The sequence below is a fragment of the Enterobacter sp. ku-bf2 genome, assembly GCF_001742765.1.
Classification (GTDB): domain Bacteria; phylum Pseudomonadota; class Gammaproteobacteria; order Enterobacterales; family Enterobacteriaceae; genus Enterobacter; species Enterobacter quasiroggenkampii.
The window spans coordinates 296,583-319,049 of record NZ_MDVW01000001.1 but is presented as its reverse complement, the minus strand read 5'-3'; the positions used below and the strand labels follow the sequence as shown (position 1 = coordinate 319,049).

18 protein-coding genes and 2 tRNA genes are annotated in these 22,467 nt (G+C 56.3%); 10 read left to right on the top strand and 10 right to left on the bottom strand.

The annotated features are described in order from the left end of the window. Nucleotides 1–347: 347 nt before the first annotated feature. Nucleotides 348–761, top strand: coding sequence for a histone-like nucleoid-structuring protein H-NS (gene hns, locus BFG58_RS01510; protein WP_008502781.1), 414 nt, complete (start codon nt 348–350; stop codon nt 759–761). Between the two features lie 202 nt (nt 762–963). Here hns and galU read toward each other — a convergent pair whose 3' ends face one another. The 3 genes from galU to rssA all read right to left on the bottom strand — a co-directional run bounded on the left by galU (nt 964) and on the right by rssA (nt 4,080). Continuing rightward, nucleotides 964–1,872: a UTP--glucose-1-phosphate uridylyltransferase GalU gene (gene galU, locus BFG58_RS01505; RefSeq protein ID WP_008502780.1), complete on the bottom strand. Its 909-nt coding sequence runs from the start codon at nt 1,870–1,872 to the stop codon at nt 964–966. A 200-nt stretch (nt 1,873–2,072) separates the two neighbouring features. Next, nucleotides 2,073–3,086 (bottom strand): two-component system response regulator RssB, encoded by a 1,014-nt coding sequence (gene rssB, locus BFG58_RS01500; RefSeq protein ID WP_032647605.1) that lies wholly within the window; start codon nt 3,084–3,086, stop codon nt 2,073–2,075. A gap of 91 nt (nt 3,087–3,177) precedes the next feature. After that, a complete protein-coding gene (gene rssA, locus BFG58_RS01495) occupies nt 3,178–4,080 on the bottom strand; it encodes a patatin-like phospholipase RssA (protein WP_045908968.1) in 903 nt (300 codons plus the stop codon). A gap of 114 nt (nt 4,081–4,194) precedes the next feature. Here rssA and BFG58_RS01490 point away from each other — a divergent pair, with 114 nt between their 5' ends. From BFG58_RS01490 to BFG58_RS01475, 4 genes are all read left to right on the top strand, one after another. Next, nucleotides 4,195–4,653, top strand: coding sequence for a YchJ family protein (locus BFG58_RS01490; RefSeq protein WP_069719048.1), 459 nt, complete (start codon nt 4,195–4,197; stop codon nt 4,651–4,653). Nucleotides 4,654–4,699: 46 nt separating this feature from the next. Next, entirely contained in the window at nt 4,700–5,542 is an 843-nt protein-coding gene (purU, locus tag BFG58_RS01485; protein WP_023312104.1) for a formyltetrahydrofolate deformylase, read from the top strand. Between the two features lie 157 nt (nt 5,543–5,699). Then, nucleotides 5,700–5,784 (top strand) — tRNA-Tyr (locus BFG58_RS01480). A gap of 35 nt (nt 5,785–5,819) precedes the next feature. Beyond that, a tRNA-Tyr gene (locus tag BFG58_RS01475) sits at nt 5,820–5,904 on the top strand. A 77-nt stretch (nt 5,905–5,981) separates the two neighbouring features. On the opposite strand, the gene BFG58_RS01470 is transcribed toward BFG58_RS01475, so the two are convergent. Then, on the bottom strand, nt 5,982–6,425 hold the full coding sequence (locus tag BFG58_RS01470; protein ID WP_069719047.1) for an Lrp/AsnC family transcriptional regulator: 444 nt from the start codon (nt 6,423–6,425) through the stop codon (nt 5,982–5,984). Nucleotides 6,426–6,532: 107 nt separating this feature from the next. Between BFG58_RS01470 and BFG58_RS01465 the strand changes: the two genes are divergently transcribed. Further along, nucleotides 6,533–7,429: a DMT family transporter gene (locus BFG58_RS01465; protein WP_069719046.1), complete on the top strand. Its 897-nt coding sequence runs from the start codon at nt 6,533–6,535 to the stop codon at nt 7,427–7,429. On the opposite strand, the gene narI is transcribed toward BFG58_RS01465, so the two are convergent. The 5 genes from narI to BFG58_RS01435 all read right to left on the bottom strand — a co-directional run bounded on the left by narI (nt 7,426) and on the right by BFG58_RS01435 (nt 15,862). Next, nucleotides 7,426–8,103 (bottom strand): respiratory nitrate reductase subunit gamma, encoded by a 678-nt coding sequence (gene narI, locus BFG58_RS01460; RefSeq protein ID WP_023312107.1) that lies wholly within the window; start codon nt 8,101–8,103, stop codon nt 7,426–7,428. The genes BFG58_RS01465 and narI overlap by 4 nt on opposite strands. Further along, a complete protein-coding gene (gene narJ / locus BFG58_RS01455; RefSeq protein WP_045908972.1) occupies nt 8,103–8,813 on the bottom strand; it encodes a nitrate reductase molybdenum cofactor assembly chaperone in 711 nt (236 codons plus the stop codon). Before narJ ends, narI begins: the two co-directional genes overlap by 1 nt. Then, complete coding sequence (gene narH / locus BFG58_RS01450; protein WP_048223640.1) at nt 8,810–10,345, bottom strand: nitrate reductase subunit beta; 1,536 nt, start codon at nt 10,343–10,345, stop codon at nt 8,810–8,812. Before narH ends, narJ begins: the two co-directional genes overlap by 4 nt. After that, nucleotides 10,342–14,085, bottom strand: a complete 3,744-nt coding sequence (locus tag BFG58_RS01445) for a nitrate reductase subunit alpha (RefSeq protein WP_069719045.1) — start codon at nt 14,083–14,085, stop codon at nt 10,342–10,344. The genes narH and BFG58_RS01445 overlap by 4 nt, the downstream gene beginning before the upstream one ends. 379 nt (nt 14,086–14,464) lie before the next feature. Further along, complete coding sequence (locus BFG58_RS01435) at nt 14,465–15,862, bottom strand: NarK family nitrate/nitrite MFS transporter (protein ID WP_045908975.1); 1,398 nt, start codon at nt 15,860–15,862, stop codon at nt 14,465–14,467. 309 nt (nt 15,863–16,171) lie between these two features. Between BFG58_RS01435 and narX the strand changes: the two genes are divergently transcribed. Next, the gene (gene narX, locus BFG58_RS01430) at nt 16,172–17,968 is read left to right on the top strand and encodes a nitrate/nitrite two-component system sensor histidine kinase NarX (protein WP_048223642.1); all 1,797 of its coding nucleotides are present in this window, start codon (nt 16,172–16,174) and stop codon (nt 17,966–17,968) included. Then, the gene (gene narL / locus BFG58_RS01425) at nt 17,961–18,611 is read left to right on the top strand and encodes a two-component system response regulator NarL (RefSeq protein ID WP_008499531.1); all 651 of its coding nucleotides are present in this window, start codon (nt 17,961–17,963) and stop codon (nt 18,609–18,611) included. The genes narX and narL overlap by 8 nt, the downstream gene beginning before the upstream one ends. 3 nt (nt 18,612–18,614) lie before the next feature. Here the strand turns inward: narL and BFG58_RS01420 are convergent, their stop codons facing one another. Then, nucleotides 18,615–20,021 carry a YchO/YchP family invasin gene (locus BFG58_RS01420; RefSeq protein WP_069719043.1) on the bottom strand — a complete coding sequence of 469 codons (1,407 nt, stop codon included), beginning with the start codon at nt 20,019–20,021 and terminating at the stop codon, nt 18,615–18,617. 177 nt (nt 20,022–20,198) lie between these two features. On the opposite strand from BFG58_RS01420, the gene BFG58_RS01415 reads away from it, so the two are divergent. Both BFG58_RS01415 and BFG58_RS01410 read left to right on the top strand, forming a co-directional pair. Further along, entirely contained in the window at nt 20,199–20,552 is a 354-nt protein-coding gene (locus tag BFG58_RS01415) for a DsrE/DsrF/TusD sulfur relay family protein (RefSeq protein WP_069719042.1), read from the top strand. Between the two features lie 106 nt (nt 20,553–20,658). Continuing rightward, complete coding sequence (locus BFG58_RS01410; RefSeq protein WP_069719041.1) at nt 20,659–22,443, top strand: methyl-accepting chemotaxis protein; 1,785 nt, start codon at nt 20,659–20,661, stop codon at nt 22,441–22,443. The last annotated feature ends 24 nt before the right edge of the window (nt 22,444–22,467 follow it).

The following is a 22,467-nucleotide window of genomic DNA, read 5'->3' as shown; positions in this document are numbered from 1 at the left end:
TTCTTTTTATAGTGGAATCCCGGCCCTTTAAAATTCACTATTTATTAACTATTTCAGGCTTAACACCAGGGGTGAGAACTAATACAAAAGGCTGATATTTCTCCGCCGCAACTATAATTCCTGCGGGAAATGTCACAAAAAAAAGACGCAATCGACCGGGTTAAGCAGGTTCCGGTGATAACAACCGAGACAGCTGGGTGGTGGAATTTAAGTTAGCGTAATTAATAATAGCGGCATTATTTAGTATTTTTTGAATTCCTTACATTCCTGGCTATTGCACATCTGAATTTATGGCTCTATTATTAGGTCAACAAACCACCCCCCATTATAAGTTTGAGATTACTACAATGAGCGAAGCACTTAAAATTCTGAACAACATCCGTACTCTTCGTGCGCAAGCAAGAGAATGCACCCTCGAAACGCTTGAAGAAATGCTGGAAAAATTAGAAGTTGTAGTTAATGAACGTCGCGAAGAAGAAAGCGCTGCTGCGGCTGAAATCGAAGAACGTACTCGTAAACTGCAGCAATATCGTGAAATGCTGATTGCTGATGGTATCGATCCAAATGAATTGCTGAACAGCATGGCTGCCGCTAAAACCGGTACTAAAGCTAAGCGTGCTGCCCGTCCTGCTAAATATAGCTACGTTGATGAGAACGGCGAAACTAAAACCTGGACTGGCCAGGGTCGTACTCCTGCTGTTATCAAGAAAGCGATGGATGAGCAGGGTAAACAGCTGGACGACTTCCTGATCAAGGATTAATCGAGCCTCATTCAGAAAAATCCCGCATATTGCGGGATTTTTTTTAACCTAAATTTGCCACAAACATCCTCTTACACTCTGTCATAAAGCATTATTTAGCAATTTCATCGACTGTACTTTCAGACAGGTTTTCGGGAGTGTTATGGGCATAAAAAAACCGGTGGGCAACGCCTCACCGGTTTCGAACATTTACAACCGTGGCTTATTTCTTAATACCTACGCTCTCTTTGAGCCAGGTTTTAAATTCTTCGCCAAGGGTATTGTGACGGATACCATATTCAACAAACGCCTGCATATAACCGAGCTTATTACCGCAGTCATGGCTCTTACCTTTCATATGGTAGGCCTCAACGGTCTCTTTCTCGATCAGCATATCGATGGCATCCGTCAGCTGGATCTCATCACCCGCTCCTGGAGGCGTTTTAGCCAGCAGAGGCCAGATTTCAGCACTCAGGACATAGCGACCTACAACAGCAAGGTTTGAAGGCGCGACATCGGCTTTAGGCTTCTCTACGACGCCCACCATTGGCACACTCTCACCCGGCTCCAGGTTAACGCCTTTGCAGTCAACCACACCGTATGCCGTTACGTCTTCAACAGGCTCAACCATAATCTGGCTGCTGCCGGTTTCGTCGAAACGTTTGATCATTTCAGCCAGGTTATCCTGAGAAAGATCGGATTCGTATTCATCCAGAATAACGTCAGGCAGAATTACCGCTACAGGCTCATCCCCCACGACAGGGTGCGCGCACATAACAGCGTGGCCCAGACCTTTAGCCAGCCCCTGACGAACCTGCATAATGGTGACGTGTGGAGGGCAAATAGACTGAACTTCCTCTAACAACTGACGCTTAACACGTTTTTCCAGCATGGCTTCAAGTTCAAAGCTTGTATCGAAATGGTTTTCGATAGAGTTTTTAGATGAATGCGTAACCAGCACAATTTCAGTGATGCCGGCTGCGATACATTCATTCACGACATACTGGATTAATGGCTTATCAACCAGAGGCAGCATCTCTTTAGGAATCGCCTTAGTTGCTGGTAACATCCTGGTCCCCAATCCCGCTACCGGGATAACGGCCTTTCTGACTTTCGAATTTAGGGCAGCCATTCAAATTCTCCTGAGCTGTTCAAGTTTTGAACTTTTATGCAATAAATAACGCGTTGAGTATATCAGCCTCACCCCGCAGTCCGGGTCTGAAAAGAACGCGTTGCCGATCAATTAGGATAAATACGCATGAAACCGGGCAGCGATAGTAGCACTCCCCGTAAAACACAGGTAAAGCAATCTTAAAATGACGATCCAATTGCTTATTCCGTGGACAACATTAAGCGTAACCGTCCCCCGGCACCCCAAATTTGGCACTGCCACGAGGAACAGCGGTGGCTAATTTGATTAAGATACGCCGTTCCCAACGTCCCAAGCGGTACACCGTTACTCACCTGAATATGGTGTTCACCGGTATTCAGTGATGCATTGAGACCGGCTGAAACGAGGATCAGATTTTTTAAACCGCTATGGTAATAGCCAACCAATAGCGGGAACTGTCCAGGCAGATTGGCCTGACGAAAAAGCTGGTTTACCTGTTTGAGTAAACTGCCTAACTCTGGCAACCGTTGCCCCTGATGGGATAACTGTTCCTGCAACAAACCATTAAATAGCGCACGAAGAAGTAACGCCGCTAATACACCGTTATCCCCCGCCCGGGTGACATCCAGAGAATAAAACGCAAGGTCGGAATCTGACAGTGGCGCAATATCCAGCACCAGTCCTGGCTGGTCAGCGGCCACCAGCTGGCGATAATTTACGCGACAGTGTGAAATAGTTTGCTGGACGGGCGGCTGGAGTTCTTGCAACAGTTTCGCCGCGGCAGGCGGATTACTCACCAGAGCGTCCCAGTCCTGGAAAAGACGCTCCTCTTCCTCTACCCGGGAATTAAACATATTCGGATAAAGGCACGCCAGGACCGTTTCTCGCAGCCGGTGCAAATCCTTAACCGGCTTAAGCAGAATATCCTGTACCCCAAGACGTAATGCTTTTGCGATGTCCGCCATGTTCTCGGTGGCAGAGATCACCAGAATCGGCGTCTGATTGCCTTCGTTACGCAGATGTTCAACCAGCTTTAGTCCATTCATGCGCGGCATCGCAATGTCGCAAATCATCAAATCGGGCGTAATGCTGATCATTTTTTCCAGGGCGTCGATGCCATCTTCAGCCAGTGACGTCATTGCGCCCAGCGAGGATAACCACGAATCCAGTAGCGATCGGAAAACGGGCTCGTCTTCAACAATCAAAATGTGTTTTCCGGCCAATGGCTGCGTCATGGTTCCTCCCCTGGCTGACAGTAACTAAATAGTGGCATGCGATCGGCACTATCGCCTGTCAGATTTTGCTGAAGTAGTCAAAAAAAGGTGCTTAACGTGCGGTCTGCACAAAAGGCAACAATTCGTCCATTTTCTTTTCGACGGCTAACGAGCCCGCTGCGATGGCGGCCTCAGCCCGATGGAAATCAAGGGTAGAGATTTGCGGACAGTACGGCTGAATAAGAATATCCGGAGGATCGCCTGCCATACGGTTACGTTTAAGGCGGTTCTCGAGAACCTGAATTGACGTGGTCATGATTTCTATCGCCGTCGGCGCGGCAACCGAACGACGCGCGGCCAGACGCCCGATTCTTCCGCGCAGGCGTTCATGCCAGGCCAGTTTCTCGCCCTCAGCATCTTCGCTCTGGAGATTGACCGGCATGAGATCCTGTTGCATCAGGTGGGCATCGTGCTGCAAGTCGACGGCAATCACAATGTCCGCCCCCATAGCACGCGTCAGAGAGATGGGAACCGGGTTAACGACGCCCCCATCGACAAGCCAGTAACCGTTGTGTGGGACAGGCGCCATGAGTCCCGGCATACTGCAGGAGGCACGCACGGCAAGATGGATATCGCCTTCGGTGAGCCAGAGCTCGCGTCCTGTGCTGAGGTTTGTCGCGACGGCGCCGAAAGGCATCTGACAATCAGTGAAGTCTTCGAGAGGCATAACCTGGCGGAACTGGTTAAAGACGCGTTCGCCGCGCAGCAGTCCACCACGCTGCCAGGAGAGGTCCATCAGACGCAGCACGTCCCAGTAGCTGAAGGAGCGCACCCATGTCTCGAGCTCCGGAAGCTTCCCGCACGCGTAAGCGGAGCCGACAAGCGATCCGATTGAACACCCTGCAACAATATCGACGGTAATGCCCATCTGATTTAAGGCATTAATCACGCCGATGTGCGACCATCCCCGGGCGGCCCCTGAACCCAGCGCCAGCCCAATTTTAACCTTTCTCATTAGTCCTGTTTTACTTCCCCTGGATTCCTGACATAGCGTCAACGCAACGCCTCAGTTAACATAGTGCTACCCGAAGCGTTTTACGCCTTTATATTTTGTTCCAGGAAGAGAATCGTGTCTCAACTCTGCCCTTGTGGTAGCGCTCTGGAGTATAGCCTATGTTGCCAGCGATATCTTTCTGGCGATCAGGTTGCACCAGACCCGTCACACCTTATGCGTTCACGGTACACTGCTTTTGTGATCAAAGACGCAGACTATCTGATTAAAACCTGGCATCCATCCTGCCGCGCAACCGATTTCAAACAGGACATCGAAGCCGGGTTTGCGAACACGCAGTGGCTCGGCCTCACCGTCTATGAATCCTCTCCAGGCAGTCATGTGGATGAAGGTTACGTCAGTTTTGTTGCCCGTTTTACCGAGAATAATAAACCGGGTGCCATTATCGAGCGTTCCCGGTTCTTCAAGGAAAGCGGGCAATGGTATTATATTGACGGAACGCGCCCACAGTTTGGTCGTAACGATCCCTGCCCGTGTGGTTCAGGTAAAAAATTTAAAAAGTGTTGCGGGCAGTAATGCCTGACAACCCAGACTTCGCAAATACAAACAGGATTTCCCGGCGATGCAATCATTACAACGTAAAGTTCTGCGCACCATCTGTCCCGATCAAAAAGGGCTGATCGCACGAATTACCAACATTTGCTACAAACATGAACTGAATATCGTGCAGAACAACGAGTTCGTTGACCACCGTACCGGCCGCTTCTTCATGCGTACCGAACTGGAAGGTATTTTCAACGACACCACGCTGCTGGCCGATCTGGACAGCGCGCTTCCGGAAGGCTCCGTGCGCGAATTGACCCCTGCGGGTCGACGCCGCATCGTGATCCTGGTGACCAAAGAAGCACATTGCCTGGGTGACCTGCTGATGAAAGCCAACTACGGCGGTCTGGACGTTGAAATTGCTGCCGTGATTGGCAACCACGAGACGCTGCGTACGCTGGTCGAGCGCTTTGATATTCCGTTCGAGCTGGTCAGCCATGAAGGTCATACCCGTGAAGAGCACGACGATTTGATGGCGCAGGCCATTGAAGCGCATAACCCGGACTACGTGGTGCTGGCGAAATACATGCGCGTGTTAACGCCATCTTTCGTGGCGCGTTTCCCGAACAAGATCATCAACATCCACCACTCGTTCCTGCCGGCCTTTATTGGCGCGCGTCCATACCACCAGGCCTACGAGCGCGGCGTGAAGATCATCGGCGCGACAGCCCATTACGTGAATGACAACCTGGACGAAGGTCCCATCATCATGCAGGACGTGATTCATGTAGATCACACCTACACCGCTGAGGACATGATGCGCGCAGGCCGTGACGTTGAGAAGAATGTGTTAAGCCGCGCGCTGTATCAGGTGCTGGCTCAGCGAGTCTTCGTTTACGGTAACAGAACCATCATTCTTTAATCTTTCGGAAAATGAATTGATTAGCTTTGCGCCTTTACGGATAAAAAGCAGGCAAACAACTTCGTTTCCCTAAAGGAATGCTTTACAGGGGCGTCTCATTTGATATGATGCGCCCCGCTTCCAGCAGGAAGCAGGCCAGTAAAAAGCATTACCCCGTGGTGGGGTTCCCGAGCGGCCAAAGGGAGCAGACTGTAAATCTGCCGTCATCGACTTCGAAGGTTCGAATCCTTCCCCCACCACCATCTCTCAGCACGACCTCAAAATTTGAATTACCCCTGGTGGGGTTCCCGAGCGGCCAAAGGGAGCAGACTGTAAATCTGCCGTCATCGACTTCGAAGGTTCGAATCCTTCCCCCACCACCATCACTTCCCCAACATAAAAAAACCAAGTCCGCCTTTGTAGGTCGGGTAAGGCGCAGCCGTCACCCGGCGAAAAATGGCTACATTGGCGGCAAACGACGCCTGACCGGCGAACTCTTCACAATCGACGTATTACACTGAGCATGCTCTGCCAGACCGTCCAGCAGCGCATCCAACTGCTCTATCGATCGCACCACCAGCCTAATCACAAAGCAATCTTCCCCGGTCACTTTGTCGCTCTCAATACACTCCGGCATCGACTGAATGTACTTATCCACCTTATGCAACAGACCCGGTAAGGGGCGAACCCGTACCAGCGCCTGCAGCGTATACCCCAGCGCCGCCAGATTCACCCGTGCACCATAACCCTGGATCACACCGCGCTCTTCCAGCCTCTTCAGGCGTTCTGCCGTGCTGGGGGACGTCAGACCGATGCGGCCGCTGAGCACCTTCAACGACATGCGCGCATCCTCAACCAGACAGGCTAAAATTTGTCGGTCGATATCATCGATAAGGCATTCCATTCTTTTCACCTAATTTTAAAAAGTCATTTACCTTTTCAACCTTATATCACCCCTGTAAAACCCGACAGCGATTTTCGACAATAGCGTCATTAATCAGGAGGTGGAAGATGCGTGATTTACATAAAGGCGTCTGGCAAATGAGCCTGGCGATGTTAATTTCCGGCTCTATCGGCGCGTTTGTTTTGCTCTCCGGTCTGCCGGTGACGGAAGTGGTGTTCTGGCGCTGTCTTATCGGGGCTATGGCGCTTTTTATTTTTATCCGGGTCAGTCAAAAGCCCTTTAGTCCCCTCACCCGCACCACGCTGCTGCTGGCTATTCTCGGCGGCATGGCGCTCGTGGTGAACTGGCTGCTGCTCTTCGCAGCCTATGAGCGGATCTCGATTGGCCTTTCGACCGTGGTCTATAACACCCAGCCGTTTATGCTGGTCTTGATGGGGATGTTTTTAGGGGAACGCGTCAGCCTGGTGAAATGGGGCTGGCTGTTACTCGCCTTTGGCGGCGTGGTGATACTGCTGTCCAGCGAGCTGGCCGGCGCACATGGCGGTGAATGGCTCGCCGGAATCGGTCTGGCCATGGCCGCGGCCTTCTTCTACGCACTAACGGCCATGATTGCCCGCAAGCTGAAGTCCATCGCACCGCAGCATATTGCCTTTATCCAGGTGCTGACAGGCGTCGTGATGCTTTTGCCGTTTGCCAGCCTGCCGTCATTTTCCGGTGATTTCCCCTGGCCGATCCTGCTCACGCTGGGCATTGTCCATACCGGCATTATGTACCAGCTGCTCTACAGCGCGATTCAGAAGCTGCCGACGCCCATTACCGGCTCCCTGTCGTTTATCTATCCGGTGGTAGCAATTGTGGTTGATAATCTGGCGTTCGGACACGCGCTGAACCTGACGCAGCTGGCGGGTGGCGCGCTTATCCTGTTTGCTGCCGCGGGTAACAACCTGGGCTGGGGCGAAAAAAAACCCCGCGAGTGCGGGGTTGGTATCAAAACGGCAAATTAGCGACGGGCGCGTACTATCTGGTATTTGCGCGTCAGGTACTCCACCGGCGCGCTCCAGATATGCACCAGGCGGGAGAACGGGAACAGCACAAACAGCGTCATCCCAAGCACCAGGTGAACACGGAAGATAAACGCTACGCCGTCCAGGTGCGCAGACGCACCGCCGTGGAAGGTCACCACGGACTGCGCCCAGCCCACCAGCTTCATCATTTCACTACCGTCCATATGCTGCGCCGAGAACGGAATGGTCAACAGACCCAGCGCGCACTGCACCATCAGCAGGGAGAGGATCAGGATGTCCGCAGCGGTCGTGGTAGCACGCACGCGTGGGCTGAACAGACGACGTTTCAGCAGCAGCAGGCCACCGACTAAGGTCATCACCCCGCAGGCACCGCCGGCGATCATCGCCATCTTCTGCTTCACCTCAATCGGTAGCCACGCTTCATACATCCAGTGCGGCGTCAGCATCCCGAGGAAGTGACCGGCAAAAATGCCCAGAATACCGATGTGGAACAGGTTAGAGCCCACATGCATCCCTTTGCGATCCAGCATCTGGCTGGAGGCGGCACGCCAGGTGTACTGACCGTAGTCATAACGCAGCCAGCTTCCCACCAGGAACACGGTGCCCGCGATATACGGGTAAATGTCAAAGAAGAACATATTCAGGAAGTGCATTAGTGCCGTCCTCCGTTAGAGATATTCAAATATTGCGGGGCCACGGCACCGGCAAAACGACGCTGATGCGCTGAGATTTCTGATTCCCCGCAGTTCTGGTCAGCGAAGAATTTCACCTGCTCTTCTTCCCATACCGCATCCAGCGCCTGTGGCGTATCGTCACGGGCTTCATCGGCGATTTTCTCCGCCACTTTTTCACTGTCGACCGCGGCGTTGGCCAGCTTCACCAGCAGATCGAACAGCACCGCATAGCGGCTCTCACGCTGCTGAAGACGCGCGCCGAGCAGCGCCAGGATCGGCGCGATGTCCTGCAGACCACCCAACGCCTCCTCTTTCGGCAACTGCGCCAGATACTCCAGATAGAGCGGCAGATGGTCCGGCAGCTCGCGGCTGTCGAGCTGCAGGCCGTGCTGTTCGTACTGGGCCATCAGATCCACCATCGCCTGACCGCGGTCACGGGATTCACCGTGGACGTGTTCAAACAACAGCAGGGACGTTGCACGTCCACGGTCAAACAGCTGGCTGTAGTCCGCCTGTGCGTCCAGAAGGTCGCGCGCTAACAGGTCACGGAGGAAAACGCCAAGCTTCTGGGCATCCTCTTTATCCAGGTTTTCTGAAGACGCGAGTGCATCAAAGAGTTCTTGCTGATGCTGCGCTAGCGCCGCATCCGGGTACTCAAGCAGTCGAGAAACAATGACAAGTTCAATCATGAGTGCGGCTCCGTTTTACTGGTCACATCCATGGCGTCGATGCGGCGGCTGTTGAACAGGTTGAATTTGCTGTCTGACCCGTGGCAACCGTCGCCGAAGCTAAAACCACAGCCGTTTTTCTCCGGGAAGGCTTCGCGGGCCAGCTCACGGTGGCTGCTCGGCACCACGAAACGGTCTTCGTAGTTGGCAATCGCCAGATAGCGGTACATCTCCTGCGCCTGCGCTTCGGTCAGACCAACCTCTTCCAGCGCGCGGGTATCGGTCACGCCGTCCACGGTTTCGGCACGCTTGAAGTGGCGCATCGCCAGCATTCGTTTCAGCGCCAGCAGGACCGGCTGGGTATCCCCTGCGGTCAGCAGGTTTGCCAGGTACTGCACCGGAATGCGCAGGCTCTCCACATCCGGCAGAATGCCGTTGCTGCCCAGCTCGCCCGCGTCAGCGGCAGACTGAATCGGCGACAGCGGCGGCACGTACCAGACCATCGGCAGCGTGCGGTATTCCGGATGCAGCGGCAGGGCCAGCTTCCAGTCCATCGCCATCTTGTACACCGGCGACTGCTGCGCGGCGTCAATCACGCTCTGCGGAATGCCGTCCTTCAGCGCCTGCTCAATGATCTTCGAATCGTTCGGATCGAGGAACACGTCCAGCTGACGCTGATACAGATCTTTCTCGTTCTCGGTGCTCGCTGCGTTTTCAATCGCGTCCGCGTCGTACAGCAGCACGCCGAGGTAGCGAATACGGCCTACGCAGCTTTCGGAACAGACGGTCGGCATACCGGCTTCGATACGCGGGTAGCAGAAGATGCACTTCTCAGACTTGCCGCTCTTCCAGTTGAAGTAGATCTTTTTGTACGGGCAGCCGGTGATGCACATACGCCAGCCGCGGCACTTGTCCTGGTCGATCAGCACGATGCCATCTTCTTCACGCTTGTAGATGGCGCCGCTCGGGCAGGTCGCCACGCACGCCGGGTTAAGGCAGTGCTCGCACAGGCGCGGCAGATACATCATGAAGGTGTTTTCGAACTGGCCGTACATCGCCTTCTGCATGTTCTCGAAGTTCTGGTCTTTGGCGCGTTTCTCAAACTCGCCGCCCAGAATCTCTTCCCAGTTTGGACCGCTGGTAATTTTGTCCATGCGCTGACCGGTGATCAGCGAGCGAGGACGGGCGATCGGCTGGTGTTTGCCTTCCGGCGCGTTGTGCAGGTTCTGGTAGTCGTAATCAAACGGCTCGTAGTAATCATCGATGCCCGGCAGATGCGGGTTAGCGAAGATTTTTCCCAGCAACATCGCACGGTTACCCATGCGCGGCTGCAGCTTGCCGTTGATTTTGCGGATCCAGCCGCCCTTCCACTTCTCCTGGTTTTCCCAGTCGGTCGGGAAGCCGGTGCCCGGCTTGCTTTCCACGTTGTTGAACCAGGCGTATTCCATACCTTCACGGCTGGTCCAGACGTTTTTACAGGTGACCGAGCAGGTATGGCAGCCGATGCATTTATCCAGATTCAGCACCATGCCGACTTGTGAACGAATTTTCATTTTACGCTCTCCTGTACCTGGTCATTACCTTCGCCGTCTAACCAGTTAATATTCTTCATCTTACGTACCACCACGAACTCATCGCGGTTCGATCCTACGGTGCCGTAGTAGTTAAAGCCGTAGGCCAGCTGCGCATAGCCACCGATCATGTGGGTCGGTTTCGGCGTAATGCGGGTCACGGAGTTGTGGATCCCGCCGCGCTGCTCGGTGATCTCTGACCCCGGCAGGTTAACGATACGTTCCTGCGCGTGGTACATCATGGTCATCCCGGCCGGTACGCGCTGGCTCACCACTGCACGCGCCGTCAGGGCACCGTTGCTGTTGAACACTTCGATCCAGTCGTTATCTTCAATACCCAGATCTTTGGCATCCGTTTCGCTCATCCAGACAATCGGACCGCCGCGCGACAGGGTCAGCATCAGCAGGTTGTCGCTGTAGGTGGAGTGGATCCCCCACTTCTGGTGCGGCGTCAGGAAGTTCAGCGCCTTCTCCGGGTTACCGTTCGATTTCGCGCCCATCACCGCTTTCACGGAGCGGGTGTCGATTGGCGGACGGTACACCAGCAGGCTTTCACCGAAGTCGCGCATCCACTGGTGATCCTGATACAACGACTGGCGGCCGGACAGGGTGCGCCATGGGATCAGCTCGTGAACGTTGGTGTAGCCGGCGTTATAGGACACATGCTCGTCTTCCAGGCCTGACCAGGTCGGGCTGGAGATAATCTTGCGCGGCTGGGCCTGAATATCGCGGAAGCGGATTTTCTCTTCCTCTTTATTCGTCGCCAGGTGCGTATGGTCACGACCGGTGAACTCGCTCAGCGCTGCCCAGGCCTTCACCGCCACGTGGCCGTTGGTTTCCGGTGCCAGGGTCAGGATCATCTCTGCCGCATCAATTGCCGTGTTGAGCATTGGCTGGCCTTTCGCTGGACCGTCCGCTTTGGTGTAGTTGAGCTTGCGCAGCAGGTCCATTTCGCTCTGGGTGTTCCAGGCGATCCCTTTCCCGCCGTTACCGATTTTCTCCATCAGCGGGCCGATAGAGGTAAAGCGCTCGTACGTTGCCGGGTAGTCACGCTCAACCGGAATGATGTGCGGTGCGGTCACGCCCGGGATCAGATCGCATTCGCCTTTTTTCCAGTCCTTCACGTCCAGCGGCTGCGCCAGTTCGGCGGCAGAGTCGTGCTGGATGGGCAGCGTCACCACGTCGGTCTCTTTGCCGAGGTGCCCCACGCAGACTTCGGAGAATGTCTTCGCGATGTCTTTGTAGATCTCCCAGTCGCTTTTCGATTCCCACGCCGGGTCAACGGCCGCAGACAGCGGATGAATAAACGGATGCATATCCGAGGTATTCATGTCGTCTTTTTCATACCAGGTGGCGGTAGGCAGCACGATGTCGGAGTACAGGCAGGTACTGGACAGACGGAAGTCGAGAGTGACCACCAGATCCAGCTTGCCGTCGAGACCGTTGTCTTTCCACTCCACCTCTTCCGGCTTCACGCCGCCCTGCTTGCCGAGATCTTTCCCCTGGATACCGTTTTCGGTACCAAGCAGGTATTTCAGCATGTACTCGTGGCCTTTACCGGACGAGCCCAGCAGGTTGGAGCGCCAGATGAACAGGTTACGCGGGTGGTTTTTACCGTTCTCCGGCTGTTCCGCCGCGAAGCGGATTGAGCCATCCTTCAGCGATTTCACGGTGTAATCCACCGGTGACATGCCCGCCTGCTTTGCCGCTTCCGCGATGCGCAGCGGGTTAGTGCCCAGCTGCGGCGCAGACGGCAACCAGCCCATGCGCTCGGCGCGCACGTTGAAGTCAATCAGGTGGCCGCTGTAGCGGGATTTATCCGCCATCGGCGACAGCAGCTCCTGCGCGGTGACCGTCTCGTAGCGCCACTGGCTGGAGTGGTTATAGAAGTAGGAGGTGCTGTTCATGTGGCGTGCCGGACGCTGCCAGTCGAGGGCAAACGCCAGCGGCTGCCAACCGGTCTGTGGACGCAGTTTTTCCTGGCCCACATAGTGTGCCCAGCCGCCGCCGCTCTGACCAACGCAGCCGCAGAAGATCAGCATGTTGATCAGGCCACGGTAGTTCATATCGAGGTGATACCAGTGGTTCAGACCCGCACCGACGATGATCATTGAACGACCATGGGTTTTGTCGGCATTTTCCGCGAACTCGCGGGCGATACGCACGATCTGCGCGCGTGGAACGCCGGTGATCTGCTCTGCCCATGCCGGGGTGTAGGCTTTCACATCGTCATAGCCGGTGGCGCAGTTTTCATCGCCCAGACCACGTTCCAGGCCGTAGTTCGCCATGGTCAGGTCATAGACGGTGGTGACCAGCGCGGTAGACCCGTCGGCCAGCTGCAGGCGTTTTACCGGCAGCTTGTGCATCAGTACGTTTTTCAGTTCAACCTTGTTGAAGTGCTCGGAACCTTCACCGCCGAAGTACGGGAAGCCCACCTCGGCGATCTCGTCCTGGCTTCCCAGCATGCTCAGGCGCAGCTCCGTCTCTTCACCGGTCGTGCCGTTACGCTGCTCAAGGTTCCACTTGCCCTTCTCGCCCCAGCGGAAGCCGATAGAGCCGTTTGGCGCCACCAGCTCGCCGTTGCTGTTATAGGCAACGGTTTTCCACTCTGGGTTATTTTCCTGGCCCAGCGCGTCCACCAGATCGGCGGCGCGCAGCGTACGGCCTGCGGCATAGTACCCGTCACGCTCTTCCAGCATGACCAGCATCGGCATGTCGGTGTAGCGACGGACGTAGTCGGTGAAGTACTGGCTTGGTTTATCCAGGTGGAACTCGCGCAGCATGACGTGGCCCATCGCCATCGCCATCGCCGCATCGGTACCCTGCTTCGGTGCCAGCCACAGATCGCACAGCTTGGCGATTTCGGCGTAGTCCGGGGTCACCGCCACGGTTTTGGTGCCTTTGTAACGGACTTCGGTAAAGAAGTGTGCGTCCGGCGTACGGGTCTGCGGCACGTTAGAGCCCCAGGCGATGATGTAGCTGGAGTTGTACCAGTCCGCAGACTCCGGCACGTCGGTCTGCTCGCCCCAGGTCTGCGGAGACGCCGGTGGCAGGTCGCAGTACCAGTCGTAGAAGCTCAGGCAGGTACCGCCGATTAAGGAGAGATAGCGCGCGCCGGAAGCGTAAGAGACCATCGACATCGCCGGGATCGGCGAGAAGCCCGCCACGCGGTCAGGACCGTAGGTTTTCACGGTGTAGACGTTGGAGGCGGCAATCAACTCGTTCACCTCTTTCCAGGAGGAACGCACAAAGCCGCCGCGGCCGCGAGCCTGCTTGAAGCTTTTCGCTTTATCCGCGTCTTCAATGATAGAGGCCCAGGCATCCACTGGATCGCTGTGTTGCACTTTCGCTTCACGCCACATTTTCATCAGGCGCTTGCGCATCAGGGGGTATTTCAGACGGTTCGCGCTGTAGAGATACCAGGAGTAGCTGGCGCCACGCGGGCAGCCGCGCGGTTCGTGGTTCGGCATATCCGGGCGGGTGCGCGGGTAGTCGGTCTGCTGCATTTCCCAGGTCACCAGACCGTTCTTAACGAAAATCTTCCAGCTACATGAGCCGGTGCAGTTCACGCCGTGGGTCGAACGGACGACTTTGTCATGTTGCCAGCGCTGGCGGTAACCGTCTTCCCAGTCCCGGTTGGTATCCAGAACCTGGCCGTGCCCATCGGCAAACGTTTCGCCCTTCTGCTTGAAGTAGCGAAACCGGTCCAAAAATTTGCTCATCGGGTATCTCCTGTGTGGAGCCTGTGGCTCTCTAAATCGACATTGCTGATTTGCAGCGAAGGTAACGCCCTGAAAGAGGGGGAGAATTGATAACGATCAAGACGACGAGGGACTTTCAGGCGAGGGGTTACACCGAATACCACCAAAGCGGTATCATTTAAAATTTCATATCCATATGAAATATATCGTTATTTTTAATTTATCGTACAAACCGCCAGGCAAAATTTAACCTCGCAGGTATTAAGGGGTAGAGCGCCCTGTAAAGCGATGGCGATCACAATGCTGCCTGCGGATTTCCTCTGCATGCCAACCAGTATGTTGTAACTATTTTGACGCCAAAAAAACGCGGCCCGAAGGCCGCGTAAACGGATAATCATACTTACTTATTTTTCTTGGTATTACGGCCATATACCAGCCACGTAATCACGACGCAGGCGATATAGAAGACGAGGAAGACTTTCATGGCACCGGCTGGAGAGCCGGTCAGGTCCAGAGAGATACCGAACGCTTTCGGGATAAAGAAGCCGCCAATTGCGCCGATGGCGGAGATGAAGCCCAGCGCCGCAGCCGTATCCGTCGCCGCTTCGCGCATGGCCTGTTCTTCGCTTCCGCCCTGCGCTTTTACGCGGTCCATGGTCAGCTTACGGAAGATCACGGAGATCATCTGGAAGGTGGACGCGCTCCCCAGCCCGGCCGTCAGGAACAGCACCATAAACACGCCGAAGAAGGCGATGAAGTTACCGCCCTGTCCGTCGGCCGGCAGCGTGAGGAACAGCAACGCACAGAAGACCGCCATCACGACGAAGTTAACCAGCGTCACGCGGGTACCACCCAGACGGTCAGACACCATGCCACCCAGCGAGCGAGCAAGGGCGCCAATAAATGGGCCGAAGAAGGCGAATTGCAGGATCTGCACGTCCGGGAATTGCGTTTTCGACAGCATCGCGAAGCCCGCCGAGAAGCCGATAAACGAACCGAAGGTCGCCAGATACAGCAGCGCCATCACCCAGAGGTGTCCACGCTTCAGCACCGGCAGCTGTTCGCTCAGCGACGCCTTCGACGCGGACAGGTCATTCATAAAGAACCAGGCTGCGAGGGTGAAGACCACGAGGAACGGTACCCAGATCCAGGCTGCGTTTTGCAGATAGAGGGAAGAACCGTCCGCCTGCTCAACGCCACCGCCGCCAAAGGCTGCAAAAATAGAGACCGAGATCGCCAGGGGAGCGATCAGCTGCATCACGCTCACGCCCATATTGCCCAGACCGCCGTTAATCCCCAGCGCGCCGCCCTGCTTCGCTTTCGGGAAGAAGAAGCTGATGTTGGCCATGCTGGAGGCAAAGTTCGCCCCGGCAAAGCCGCACAGCAGGGAGATAATCACGAACACGCTGAACGGCGTGGAGGTATCCTGCACCGCGAAGCCCAGCCACACGCAGGGGATAATCATGATGCCCGTACTGAACGCCGTCCAGCGACGGCCGCCAAAGACCGGCACCATAAACGCGTAAGGGACGCGCAGCAGCGCGCCTGACAGCGACGGCAGCGCGGTCAGCATAAACAGCTGATCGGTCGTGAACGTAAAGCCGACTTTGGGCAGATTTACCGCCACCGCGCTAAACAACATCCATACGCAAAACGCTAATAACAAACACGGCACGGAAATCCACAGATTCCGGCTTGCTACACGATGGCCGCGCTGTTGCCAGAACGCCGGATCCTCTGGACGCCAGTCAGTAATAACGGCACCATTTTCCCTTTCGGGAGCGGATGAGTGACTCATAGACACCTCTGATTCTCGAATGATGCTGCAAACATTAGGGTTTTAGGGCGGCGGTAAGTTGATATAAATCAAAGGAAAAGTGGGAGGATTTGCGGCACAAAAAAAGGTGTTATCCTTAGTGAGTAGGCTAATTCGGTAAAAAAGACGTGATTTTTCACGGCACTGACGATTCCCTGCAACGCCCACCTCTTGCCCCCTACTCCGTTGGCAATTTAGGGGTAATACTTTATTGGTATGGGTATACTCCAGGGTATGCACCAGAATAGCGCCATTCCTGCAAGCAGGCCACGTCAGGAGCACGCCCACTCAATGTTAAAAAGATGCTTATCTCCGCTAACGCTCGTGAATCAGCTCGCCCTGATTGTTTTGCTGTCCACCGCCATTGGCGTGACCGGCATGGCGATCTCCGGCTGGCTGGTACAAGGGGTACAGGGTAATGCGCATGCCATCAACGAGGCAGGCTCACTACGCATGCAGAGTTATCGCCTGCTTGCGGCGGTTCCCCTGACGCAGGACGATCGGCCTTTAATCGATGAAATGGAGCGCACGGCGTTCAGCCCCGAACTGGAAAATGCCGCCATCCGCGCCGGCCAGCAGTCCCAGCTTAAGGCCCTTCAGGGGTACTGGCACACCCAGCTGCAGCCCGGCCTGAAACAGGCGCGCAGTACAGAAGCCGTTGCCCAGGACGTGGCGGGATTTGTCTCCCGCATTGATGCGCTGGTCTCCGCTTTTGACCAGACGACCGAATTACGCATTGACCGGGTGGTGATAGTACACCGGGCCATGGCCCTGTTTATGGGCCTGCTGCTGATCTTCACCATCGTCTGGCTCCGCGCGCGGCTGTTGAATCCCTGGAAACAGCTGCTGGCAATGGCCCGCGCGGTGACCGCACGCGATTTTACCCAGCGCACGCACATCAGCGGGCGCAACGAGATGGCCATGCTCGGCCAGGCACTCAATACCATGTCGGCAGAGCTCTCCGAGAGCTACGCGGTGCTGGAACAGCGCGTTCAGGAAAAAACGGCCGGGCTGGAGCAGAAAAACGAGATCCTCTCCTTCCTCTGGCAGGCCAACCGTCGGCTGCACATGCAGGTGCCGTTGTGTGAACGTCTTTCGCCGGTGCTGAACGGCCTGCAAAATCTGACCCTGCTGCGCGACCTGGAGCTACGGGTCTACGATGTGGAAGACGAAGAGAACCACCAGGAATTTACCTGTCAGTCCGATATGTCCTGCGATGACAAAGGCTGCCATCTTTGCCCTCGCGGCCTGCCGCCGCTGACCTCCGGCGGCACGACCCTGAAGTGGCGCCTGACGGACAGCCACACCCAGTACGGCATTCTGCTGGCCACCCTGCCAACCGGACGCCACCTGAGCCACGACCAGCAGCAGCTGGTGGATACGCTGGTTGAACAGCTGACGGCCACGCTGGCGCTCGACAGGCATCAGGAAAAACAGCAGCAGCTTATCGTCATGGAAGAGCGCGCGACCATCGCCCGCGAGCTGCACGATTCCATCGCCCAGTCTCTCTCCTGTATGAAAATGCAGGTGAGCTGCCTGCAGATGCAAGATGCGGAGATGCCCGAAAGCAACAAGCAGCTGCTCAGCCAGATCCGCAACGAGCTAAACACCTCCTGGGTGCAGCTGCGCGAGCTGCTGACCACCTTCCGCCTGCAGCTGACCGAGCCGGGCCTGCGCCCGGCGCTGGAATCCAGCTGTCACGAATTTAGCGCCCGACTGGGGTTCCCGGTGAAGCTGGATTACCAGCTGCCGCCGCGGTTTGTCCCTTCCCATCAGGCCATCCATCTACTGCAGATCGCCCGTGAAGCGCTGAGCAACGTGCTTAAACACGCTGAAGCAACGGCGGTCACGGTCACCGTCAGCCAGCACGATAATCAGGTGAAACTGACGGTTCACGATAACGGCCGCGGCGTGCCAGAAAATGCCGAACGCACTAACCACTATGGTTTAATCATTATGCGAGACCGCGCTCAAAGCCTGCGCGGTGATTGCCAGGTTCGCCGGAGAGAAACGGGCGGCACGGAAGTTGTCGTCACCTTTATTCCCGAGAAACCGCTCACAACTGCTCAAGGAGAAACCCATGACTAATCAGGAACCGGCATCCATCCTGTTGATCGACGACCATCCGATGCTGCGTACTGGCGTGAAACAGCTGGTCAGCATGGCACCCGATATCACCGTGGTGGGCGAAGCCAGCAACGGTGAACAGGGCATTGAGCTTGCCGAATCCCTCGATCCCGATCTGATCCTGCTCGATCTGAATATGCCGGGCATGAACGGTCTGGAGACCCTCGACAAGCTGCGGGAAAAATCGCTTTCCGGGCGCATCGTCGTCTTTAGCGTGTCGAACCATGAGGAGGACGTAGTCACGGCGCTGAAGCGCGGTGCGGATGGCTATCTGCTGAAAGACATGGAGCCGGAAGATCTGCTTAAGGCGCTGCAGCAGGCGGCGGCGGGCGAGATGGTGCTGAGCGAAGCCTTAACGCCGGTTCTGGCCGCCAGCCTGCGAGCCAACCGCGCCACCTCTGACCGTGACGTCAGCCAGCTCACGCCGCGCGAGCGCGACATTCTCAAGCTCATTGCCCAGGGGCTGCCGAACAAAATGATCGCTCGCCGCCTGGACATCACCGAAAGCACGGTGAAAGTGCACGTGAAGCATATGCTGAAGAAAATGAAGCTAAAATCCCGCGTTGAAGCCGCCGTATGGGTGCATCAGGAACGCATTTTTTAAGGGCTACTCATCCGGCAGCAGCTTCCAGCGCGGATCGTCGTCAGGCAGTGCGACCAGCGGCTGCACCACGGCCAGCGTGATCTCATTGGACGAGACGCGCTGGCCTTTCTCATCTTCCACCACCGCCGACAGGTGCCAGCGGTTTGTCGCCCCTTCCCGATCATCCCAGGCAGGGATAATCACGCTCCAGCCGTCACTGCTGTTGCTTTTCGCCGGCGACGTCAGGCTCAGTGCCTGCGTATCCCCCTGCCAGTGGATCTGACGGATACCGTACGTGCTGCGAACCTGCAGCTTCAGCATCACGGTCTCACCCCCTTTCAGATCCCACGGCGGCGTGGCCAGCCAGACGGACAGCGTTTTACGCTGGCGGAACTCCATCACCGGCAGGCTGGTGCGCTCCGGTGAATCGTAGCGGCTGCCGCGCAGGGATCGCGTGGCGGCGACCTCATCGGCGGATAGCTGCTTTGCCAGCGGCACGCCAAAGCGGTAGTTGAGCTTCAGTCCAAGGTTATTCTGGCTCTCGCCGCTTTCGCCCTGCTTGTGCCCGGCGGTCAACGTCACCAGCGGAACGGGGGTATAGTTAAGCCCCAGATTGACCGCAACCGGGTTGTGGTAGCCGGTGCCGCTGTTGAACAGGTCGACGTTATCGCCAAAATATTGCTCAAAGCTGACGCTGGTATTCAGATGATGGAACCATGGCAGCCAGGCTTTAGCGGTCACGTCATATCCGCGCGCCATGCGCTGCTCCTGAACGTCAGATCGCGCGCGCCATCCGGCAAAGGGCTGATAATAGTTCGCTGACAGGCGCAGATTTTCCCCCCACGCTTCCGCCCCCAGCCCGGCACGCTGCAGGTTTTCATCCAGAAGATTATCGTAAAAGGTGTTGTAGCCCAGCAGCCACTTCCCGGCGACCCAGCGCTGACCGATTCCGGCATTGCTGACCAGGCCATCCGTCTGCTGCGTCAGGCCAAGCTGGCTCCAGCTCAGGTAGCGGTTAGTATCATTCCACGGGATAAACCAGCTCCCGCTGCTGCCGTTAAATTTGCCGTCTTTATCCACCAGCATGTTCACGCTGGCGTTTCCCCAGGGCGACAGCCAGGACTCAATCTGCTGGTTCACTTCCCCGCTTACCGCGTCGCGCACCTGACCAAAGGCAAACTGACGCGCCTGCTCGCCGGTCGTCAGCCCGTTGTCGGTCATGCTGGCTTCACCAAAGGCTTTCGCCATTTCGGCCAGGTGTTTTTCCCCTTCGCCGGTGGGCGCCGCCATGCCGAGATCGGGCAGACTATCCCCATTATTATCAAAGGGGTTCTGGGCCTGATGCATAAAGGAATTCGGCGCACCGTGAACGGCTCCGGCCGACAGAAGGGAGAGTAATAGCAGAGAACGAATGCGAGACGATACAGCCATCAACGTCGGGATTTGCGCCTGAGTTTTGTAAAAGACGCTCTTACCTTAACGCTATTAAGAAAGAATTGCAGCCTTACGGGAAATTTCAGGAATATCCTGAAGTTTATTGACGGCTGCAGGCAGCGTAAACTCGGTAAACCCTATATTATTCGAGCCTTTATAAGAACAGGAGTCAACATGCAGAAGATTGTGATCATCGCCAACGGTGCGGCCTACGGCAGCGAATCCCTTTTCAACAGCCTGCGCCTGGCCATTGCGCTGCGCGAAAAAGAGAGTGACCTCGCGTTACGACTCTTTTTAATGTCGGACGCGGTCACCGCCGGGCTGAAGGGACAAAAACCGGCCGAGGGCTATAACATTCAGCAGATGCTGGAGATCCTGACCGCGCAAAACGTGCCGGTGAAGCTGTGCAAAACCTGCACCGAAGGGCGCGGTATCACCGGGCTGCCGCTGATTGATGGCGTAGAAATTGGTACGCTGGTTGAGCTGGCCGAGTGGACGCTGTCCGCCGATAAAGTATTAACTTTTTAATAATAAACCCGTAAAAATATTATTTTCTTATGGACGCGGTTTCAGCATCAAGTTTACCTGCGGGGTTGCCGATAGGCATGGAAACAACACAGCAGGTATTTCACTTATGTTCAGATCGATTCGTGCACGCATCATCGCCGCGACGGCAGGCTGTCTGGTCGTCGCCCTTCTCCTCAATACCGTTATTAACTTCCAGGTCACACGTCAGGATAACCAGCAGTCACAGCGCGATATCCTGACCAGCACCAGCGCAAGCCATAACATGGCGATTGCCGACTGGGTCAAAAGCAAGATGACGGTGATTGCCTCTGCCCAGACCGTTGCGCTGAGTGACGATCCGGTTCCGGTGTTTAAACAGCTTGCGCAGGCGGGTGGATTCACCAACGTTTATGTGGGCTACGCCAGCAAAACGGCGAAATTCTCTGAGCCCGTGGGTGTCCCGGCGGATTATGACCCGACCATTCGCCCCTGGTATCAGCAGGTGGTCAGCACGGATGGCCCGGTCGTCACCGCGCCTTACGTTGATGCAGGTACCGGTAAACTGGTGGTGACCTTCGCCGTGCCGGTGAAAGAGAATGGCGCCCTGAAAGCCGTGGTGGCGGGCGACGTGGCCATGGACAGCGTGGTGGCGAACGTGCGCGGGATCCATCCAACTCCGTCCAGCAGCGGCTTGCTTCTGAACAGTGACGGCAGCGTGATAGCGGCTAACGATCCGGCGCTGACGCTTAAACCGTTTGCTGAGACCATCAAAGGCATCGATTTTGCTGCGCTGAAAAGCGGTAACCTTGTCGACGGTACGCTTAACGACGTCGAAAAAACCTTCGTGGCGACAGCCGTGCCGGGCACAAACTGGCTGCTGGTCGTCGCCCTCGACAACGGTGACGCCACCTCCGGCATGCGTTCCCTGCTTAAGGCATCGGCGATTTCACTGGTGATCCTGGCGCTGCTGAGCGCGGCCATTGTTCATCTCCTGATTGCCCGTCTGCTGAAGCGCTTGTCTGACATTCGCGACGCGATGCACAACATTGCCAACGGGACTAACGATCTGTCGCAGCGTCTGCCGGACAGCGGCGAAGACGAGGTGGCGCAGATTGCCCAGGCCTTTAACGCCTTCAGCGATAAGCTGTCGGTGGTGATGGTGCAGCTCCGTGATGCCAGTGAGTCGGTGAAAAACGCCGCCCAGGAGATTGCGGCGGGTAACCAGGATCTCTCCGGACGTACCGAGCAGGCAGCATCCAGCCTGCGCGAGACGGCCAGCGCCGTGGAGCAGATCACCGCCTCCGTGACCCAGTCGAACGAGTCGGCGGCAGAAGCGAATGACCAGGCGAGCAAGGCCTCTGCGGCCGCTGCGCGCGGCGGCGAAGTCGTATCCCAGGCGATCAGCACCATGCAGTCCATCGAAGTCGCGTCGGCTAAAATTGGCGACATCACCAGCGTGATTGACGGTATCGCGTTCCAGACCAACATTCTGGCGCTGAATGCCTCCGTCGAGGCGGCCCGTGCCGGGGAGCAGGGGCGTGGGTTTGCCGTGGTGGCAGGCGAAGTGCGTAACCTGGCGAGCCGTAGCGCCCAGGCGGCGAAAGAGATCAAATCGCTGATCGATTCCACCACCGACAGCGTGGCCACCGGCTCCCGCTACGTGCATCTGGCCGGGGAAAGCATGGACGAGATCCGCTCCAGCATCGGCAGCGTCTCCGGCATCATGCGCGAAATCTCCATCGCCACCAGCGAGCAGATGAAAGGCATTCACGAGATCAACCACGCGGTGACCCATCTCGACCGCATGGTCCAGCAGAACGCCGAACTGGTGGTGCAATCCGCCGCCGCTGCGGGCGCTCTGCAGAGCCAGGCGGGCGACCTTGCTGAAACCGCCGGCCATTTCCGCATTTAATTTTCTACTGGCGCGCGTTTAGCG